The organism is Variovorax soli NBRC 106424 (assembly GCF_001591385.1).
Classification (GTDB): domain Bacteria; phylum Pseudomonadota; class Gammaproteobacteria; order Burkholderiales; family Burkholderiaceae_C; genus Variovorax; species Variovorax soli.
In genome coordinates this window covers 1-6,309 of sequence record NZ_BCUU01000168.1, presented here as the reverse complement: position 1 = coordinate 6,309, position 6,309 = coordinate 1, and the positions used below count along the sequence as shown (strand labels likewise).

The window sequence follows — 6,309 nt, the reverse complement described above, 5'->3', positions numbered from 1 at the left end:
GCCTTGACCCGAACGGCTTTGTCCAGTCCAAAAACCGGCTTGAGTTTCCCGGTTGAAAGATGCAGGCCTGCGTTCACGGCGCTCTCAAGGGCAACGCCGAGTCCTTGCGTCGCGGCATCCAGCGACATCTGCGCACGGTCGAATCGCAGAGCGAACTGCTCTGGCGCACGCCTGTCGGAGTATTGCTCTAGCCAATCGGACCACTGGACCACGCTGACATTGCTCTGAATGAGCGGAACGTCGAACAGTTGCTCGATCCGCTTGAGCCGGTGCTCACGAATGAAGGCCGGGCTGGCCAGGGGCACGATTCGTTCGACGAACAAGGGCTCGACGACGAGATCCCCCCACTGCGGCACGCCATACCGGATGTCCAGATCCGCCTGCCCGAGCGCGAAATCACTGGGCGTGTGCGCAGCGGAGAGGTTGAGGGCGATGTCCGGATGCGCCTGCGCGAAGCCGCGCAGCCTTGGCATCAGCCACAGGCTCGCGATGCTGGGCGCCGAGTGCACATACAGGCTGTTGCCAACGCCCTTGCGCAGGTCCTCCGTGGCCGTCGAGATGGCGGACAAGGCGCCCGCCACGCGTTCCAGGTAGCGGTCCCCCGCGTTGCTGAGCCGTACGCCGTGCGCGCTGCGCTCGAAGAGCCGTACCCCCAGATCGGCCTCCAGTCGTGCGACCTGATGGCTGATGGCCGAAGCGGTCAAGTGAAGTTCAGTCGCGGCCAGCGCAAAGCTGCGGCGGCGCGCCACCGCCTCGAAGGCGAGGAGATTGGCAACAGGCGGCAATGAAGCCATAGGGTTCACCCGGTCGTAGCATGACGAACGGTCATCTTAGCCTGACGAATGATCGCTTGTCGTCATCTCCTTCGGCGCCGACCATTGCGCCCATCAACGGAGACATCGGCCCACCCCAACGTGAACCGGGCCGCCTGATCGACTTTCATGCTCGTCGATGCCTCCTGCGAAGCCCACTTTCAATTCTTCATGGAGATCGACGAAATGCTGCTCAAGGACAAGGTTGCTGTCATCACCGGCGGGGCCGGGCTCAACGGACTCGGCTATGCGACGGCACGCCAGATGGCGGCTCACGGCGCCAAGGTGGCGATCCTCGACCTGGCTCGTGCCGAGCCGGCCGGTGCCGCAGCACGGCTGGGGGACGGTCACCTTGGCCTGGTGGCCGACGTGACGGAGAAGGCTGCCTGCGAAGCTGCTGCTGCTGAAGTGCTGAAGGTACTTGGCCGGATCGACATCCTGATCAACAACGCCGGCATCACCCAGCCGGTCAAGACGCTGGAGATCACGGGCACCGACTACGACCGCATCCTCGACGTGAACCTGCGCGGCACGCTCTACATGTCGCAGGCGGTGCTGCCCGCAATGCGCCAGCATCAGTCGGGCTCAATCGTTTGCATCTCCTCGGTTTCTGCCCAGCGAGGTGGCGGCATCTTCGGCGGCCCCCACTACTCCGCCGCCAAGGCTGGCGTGCTCGGCCTGGCGCGTGCCATGGCACGCGAATTCGGGATCGAAGGCATCCGCGTCAACTGCATCACCCCGGGGCTGATCGAGACCGACATCACCCAGGGCAAGCTGACCCCGGAGCGCAAGAAGGAGATCGCCGAGTCGATCCCGCTGGCCCGCCTGGGCGCCGCGTCCGACGTGGCCGGCGCCTGCGTGTTCCTGGCCAGCGACCTGTCCGCCTACTGCACCGGCATCACGCTCGACGTGAATGGCGGCATGTTGATCCACTGAACCACCAAAAAAGGAGACAAGACCATGCAACGCAAGACCGTCATTCGTACCTTGATCGCGATGGCCGCCGCGGCTGCTCTGCCTATCGCAGCCCAGGCGCAAGCCGTCAAGCTGACGCTCGGCCACGGCGCCGCGCCAGGCAATCCACGCCACGAGGCGTCCGTCAAGTTCGCCGAGATACTCAAAGCCAAGACCAGCGGACGCATCGAGGTCCAGGTGGCACCGTCGGCGCAGCTGGGTGACGACGCGGCAATGGTGACGGCGCTGCGCACCGGCGCGCTGGACATGAGCGCCAATTCGCAAGGCGCAGTGGCCAATGCGGTGCCCGAGTACGCCGCCTTCGGCATGCCCTTCCTTTTCTCGAATGCCGCCGCCGCCTTCAAGCTGCTCGACGGGCCGCTCGGCAAGGAACTGGCCGACAAGTCCGCAGAGAAGGGCCTGATCGCGCTCGGCTTCTGGGACAACGGAATCCGCCAGATGACCAACAGCAAGCGTCCGATCGCCAAGGTCGAAGACCTGAAAGGGCTGAAGATGCGGACCCCGCCGGACACCGTGCTGGTGGAGATCATGCAGGCGCTGGGTGCCGAAGCGCAGCAGATCAAGTTCGCCGAGTTGTACGTCGCCTTGCAGCAGGGCGTGGTCGATGGGCAGGAGAACCCCCTGGTGAACTTTCACGCCAGCAAGCTCTACGAGGTCCAGAAGAACCTGGCACTGACGAATCATCAATTCCAGATGACGCCGTTCCTGATGAGCAAGCGGTCCTGGGACAAGCTCTCCGACGCGGACAAGAAGGCGGTTCAGGAAGCCGCCGCCGAAGCCACCGCCCTGCAACGCAAGCTCTCGCAGGAGTCGGAGGACAAGCTGCTTGCCGACCTCAAGGCCAAAGGCGTGCAGGTGACCACCGTGGACAAGGTGGCTTTCGCGAAGGCAACCGCACCGGTCACCGACAAGTGGATGAGCGGCCCGATCGGTCCCTACGTCAAGAAGGTTGTCGGCGCATCCCAGGCCCAGTAATGGCGTCATCCGGGCGCAATAACGCGCCCTCCTCTGGAGACAAATCATGAATGCGATTGAACGCGCTGTCGGCGGCATATGCCGGGCGGTGCTGTGGGTGAGCACGTCGGTGATCTTCGTGATTCTTTGCGCGAACACCGTCCTGAGATATGCCACCGGATCCAGCCTGCAGTGGGGCAACGAGGTTCCCGAACTGCTGTTCCCCTGGCTGGTGATGGCAGGCGTGGTGCTTGCAGCCCAACACGGGGCGCACATCACGACGACCTTCCTGATGGAGAAGCTGCCGTTCATGGCGCGCCGCGCGCTGTCGACCCTTGGCTGGCTGGGCGTCGTCGCGCTCTATGCGGTGCTCACCGTCGCGACGTTCCGCATGCTCGAGATCGTGCACGACGAGAAGTCTCCGATCCTGCAGGTGCCTGGATCGATCACCTACGGATGCGTGATGGGCGGCATGGCAATGCTCGCGGTGCTCGCCCTGTTCTCGGCCTGGCGCGCATGGAACACGAGCGAGGAACCTGCACCCGTCGGCGACAACGTGCCGCAGGCCCATTGGTGAGTCCAAGGAGCACGACATGACCGTATTGATCCTCTTCGTCTTCCTCGGCGCCGCGGTGGTCGCGATCCCGATCGCCCATGCGCTGCTGGTCGCGGCCTTGGCCGCTGCAGCCAGCTCCGACAAGGTGCCCCTGGACCTTCTCGTGCAACAGATGGTCGCGCAGGTCCAGAGCTTCCCGCTGATTGCAATTCCTTTCTTCATGCTCACCGGCACGCTGATGATGGGCGGCAAGCTCGGCGAGGCGCTGATTGGCGTGCTGTCCACCCTCATTGGCCGCTTCCATGGAGGCCCGGGCCAGGTCGGCGTGCTGTCCTCGACGATCTTCGGCGGCGTCTCGGGCTCGGCGGTGGCCGATGCATCGGCGATCGGCTCTCTGCTGATCCCGTGGCAGAAGCGCCTTGGCTACCCGCCGGCGTTCTCTGCCGCGACGCTTGCTGCGGCCGCGACCATCGACATCCTGATCCCGCCGTCGATTCCGATGATCCTCTTCGCGCTGGTCAGCAACACCTCGATCGCGTCGCTGTTCGTCGCGGGCATCCTGCCAGGGCTGGCGATGTGCGCCGGGTTCATGGTGGTGTGCTGGTGGGTGGGCCGGCGCCGCAATTTCCCGCGTGAGACCCGGCCGCTCGATTGGGCAGCGTTTCGCAAACAGCTCGTTTATGCCGCACCTGCGCTGGTGCTGCCGGTGCTGATCGTGGTGCTGCTTCGCTTCGGGATTGCGACGCCGACCGAGGTGGCGGTGCTCTCCACGCTGTTCGCCGGCCTGGTCTCGGCCCTCGTCTACCGGGATCTCGGCCTCAAGAGGCTGCACGACGCCATCGTTCACGCGGGACTGGCCACCGGCGTTGTTCTGCTCGTCATCATGGCATCTGCAGCCATCGGCTGGCTGCTGACCTTCGACCGCATGCCCGACGGCATCGTCGCCTGGGCGCAGGCGCATCTGTCGAGCGGATGGAGCGTGATCCTCCTGATGAATCTGCTGATGCTCGTCTGCGGCATGTTCATCGACCTGCCCGCCGCCGTGCTGCTGCTGACCCCGGTGTTCGTGCCACTGGCCAACTCGATCGGCATGGACCTGACGCAGCTCGGGATCATGATGACCGTCAACCTGGCGATCGGCCTGTACACGCCGCCAGTAGGCACGACGCTATTCATCACCAGCGCCCTGGCCAAGGTCAAGGTCGGCCAGACGGTGCGCGAACTGGGCCCCTTCTACGTCGTCGCATTTCTCATCCTCGCCCTCGTCTCGTACGTGCCGGCTGTCATCTTCAAGTGAGTCCCTTCATCTGACCATTTCAGGAGCAACTCTTGACTACCACGAACAACCAGATCGCCAGGCTGGCCCAGCGCGCATACCGAATCCGACGCTTCGCGCTGCGCATGGGCGAAGTTCAGGGCCAGGGCTACATTGGCCAGGCCCTTGGCTGGGCCGACGTGCTTGCCACGGCCTACTGCCATGCGATGAACCTGCGGCCGCAGGAGCCCGAGTGGGAGGGGCGCGACCGCTTCCTTCTCTCGCATGGTCACTATGCGATTGCGCACTATGCCGCGCTCATCGAGGCCGGCATCATCCAGGAGAGCGAACTCGATTCCTATGGGAGCGACGACAGCCGCCTGCCGATGTCGGGCATGGCCACCTACACCCCCGGCATGGAGATCTCGGGTGGATCGCTCGGCCAGGGGCTGATCATCGGCGTGGGCATGGCGCTCGGGCTGAAGCAGAAGAGAAATCCGGCCTTTGTCTACAACTCGATGTCTGACGGAGAACTCGACGAAGGCTCGACCTGGGAGGCGGCGATGTCCGCCGCCCACCACAAGCTGGATAACCTGATCTGCCTGGTTGACGTGAACAACCAGCAGGCAGACGGCCCCTCGGGCAGGGTATTGGGGTTCGAACCCCTGGCCGACAAGTGGACTGCCTTCGGCTGGCATGTCCAGCGTGTGAACGGCAATGATCTTGGCGCCGTGGTCGAGGCGTTCGACGCGGCCCGGGCGCTCAAGGAACCCAAACCGCGGGTCATCGTTTTCGACACGCTGATGGGCAAGGGCGTGCCCTTCCTCGAGCAGCGGGAGAAGAACCACTTCATCCGCGTCGATCCGCCGGAGTGGCACAAGGCCCTCGAAATCCTCGACCAGTCCCAACCCTACGTTCAGCCCGAAGGAGCCCCGGCATGAGCACCACAGTCGCAGAAAAGAAGCCCCGCCTGACCACCTCGGCGATGATCGCCTCGATCGCCTCTGAGGGACAAAGGGTCAACGCCGCGCCGTTCGGCAAGGCGCTCGTGGAATACGCCGCCACCCGCCCCGAAGTCGTGGGCCTGACCGCGGACCTGGCCAAGTACACGGACCTGCATCTGTTCGCTCAGGCGTATCCGGAGCGCTTCTTCCAGATGGGGATGGCCGAGCAGTTGCTCATGGGCGCCGCCGGCGGCATGGCCAAGGAGGGCCTGATCCCCTTCGCGACGACCTACGCCGCGTTCGGCACACGTCGTGCGTTCGACTTCATCCACCAGGTGATCGCCGAGGAAGACCTCAACGTCAAGATCTGCTGTGCGCTCCCGGGGCTGACGACGGGGTATGGCCCGAGCCATGCGGCGATCGAAGACATCGCAATGATGCGCGGGGTCCCAGGCTTGACCATCGTCGATCCATGCGATGCGCTCGACATCGAGCAGGCGGTGCCGCAGATCGCAGAACACAAGGGGCCGGTCTACATGCGGCTGCTTCGTGGGCAGGTGCCACTCGTCCTGGACGAGATCGAGGGCTATCGCTTCGAACTGGGCAAGGCCAAGATGTTGCGCGACGGCGCCGACGTGCTGGTGATCTCCAGCGGTCTCCTGACGATGCGGGCGCTCGAGGCGGCGCAAGACCTGGCCCAGGACAACATTGGCGTCGCCGTGCTGCATTGCCCGACCATCAAGCCGTTGGATGAGGCGGCCATCGTCGAGGCGGTTCGCTATAAGCACCGTATGGTGGTTGTGGCCGAAAATC

7 protein-coding genes are annotated in these 6,309 nt (G+C 64.4%); 6 read left to right on the top strand and 1 reads right to left on the bottom strand.

Annotated features, from left to right (window positions below; all coding sequences use genetic code 11):
• Positions 1 to 794 (bottom strand): LysR substrate-binding domain-containing protein (locus tag VSO01S_RS25575; RefSeq protein WP_068645583.1); only part of this gene is annotated, 794 nt, incomplete at its 3' end.
• Between the two features lie 204 nt (positions 795 to 998).
• Here VSO01S_RS25575 and VSO01S_RS25570 point away from each other — a divergent pair.
• The 6 genes from VSO01S_RS25570 to VSO01S_RS25545 all read left to right on the top strand — a co-directional run.
• Positions 999 to 1,748 (top strand): SDR family NAD(P)-dependent oxidoreductase, encoded by a 750-nt coding sequence (locus VSO01S_RS25570; RefSeq protein WP_068645584.1) that lies wholly within the window; start codon positions 999 to 1,001, stop codon positions 1,746 to 1,748.
• A 24-nt stretch (positions 1,749 to 1,772) separates the two neighbouring features.
• Complete coding sequence (locus tag VSO01S_RS25565) at positions 1,773 to 2,762, top strand: TRAP transporter substrate-binding protein (RefSeq protein ID WP_068645582.1); 990 nt, start codon at positions 1,773 to 1,775, stop codon at positions 2,760 to 2,762.
• A 46-nt stretch (positions 2,763 to 2,808) separates the two neighbouring features.
• On the top strand, positions 2,809 to 3,318 hold the full coding sequence (locus VSO01S_RS25560; RefSeq protein WP_068645581.1) for a TRAP transporter small permease: 510 nt from the start codon (positions 2,809 to 2,811) through the stop codon (positions 3,316 to 3,318).
• Between the two features lie 16 nt (positions 3,319 to 3,334).
• On the top strand, positions 3,335 to 4,594 hold the full coding sequence (locus tag VSO01S_RS25555) for a TRAP transporter large permease (RefSeq protein WP_068645580.1): 1,260 nt from the start codon (positions 3,335 to 3,337) through the stop codon (positions 4,592 to 4,594).
• 32 nt (positions 4,595 to 4,626) lie between these two features.
• A complete protein-coding gene (locus tag VSO01S_RS25550; protein ID WP_068645579.1) occupies positions 4,627 to 5,493 on the top strand; it encodes a transketolase in 867 nt (288 codons plus the stop codon).
• On the top strand, positions 5,490 to 6,309 hold an 820-nt coding region (locus tag VSO01S_RS25545), incomplete at its 3' end, for a transketolase family protein (RefSeq protein ID WP_068645578.1). The genes VSO01S_RS25550 and VSO01S_RS25545, both read left to right, overlap by 4 nt.

Coding starts and splice junctions, on each gene's coding strand:
- VSO01S_RS25570 (WP_068645584.1), top strand. CDS start 999: ATGCTGCTCAAGGACAAGGTTGCTGTCATCACCGGCGGGGCCGGGCTC.
- VSO01S_RS25565 (WP_068645582.1), top strand. CDS start 1,773: ATGCAACGCAAGACCGTCATTCGTACCTTGATCGCGATGGCCGCCGCG.
- VSO01S_RS25560 (WP_068645581.1), top strand. CDS start 2,809: ATGAATGCGATTGAACGCGCTGTCGGCGGCATATGCCGGGCGGTGCTG.
- VSO01S_RS25555 (WP_068645580.1), top strand. CDS start 3,335: ATGACCGTATTGATCCTCTTCGTCTTCCTCGGCGCCGCGGTGGTCGCG.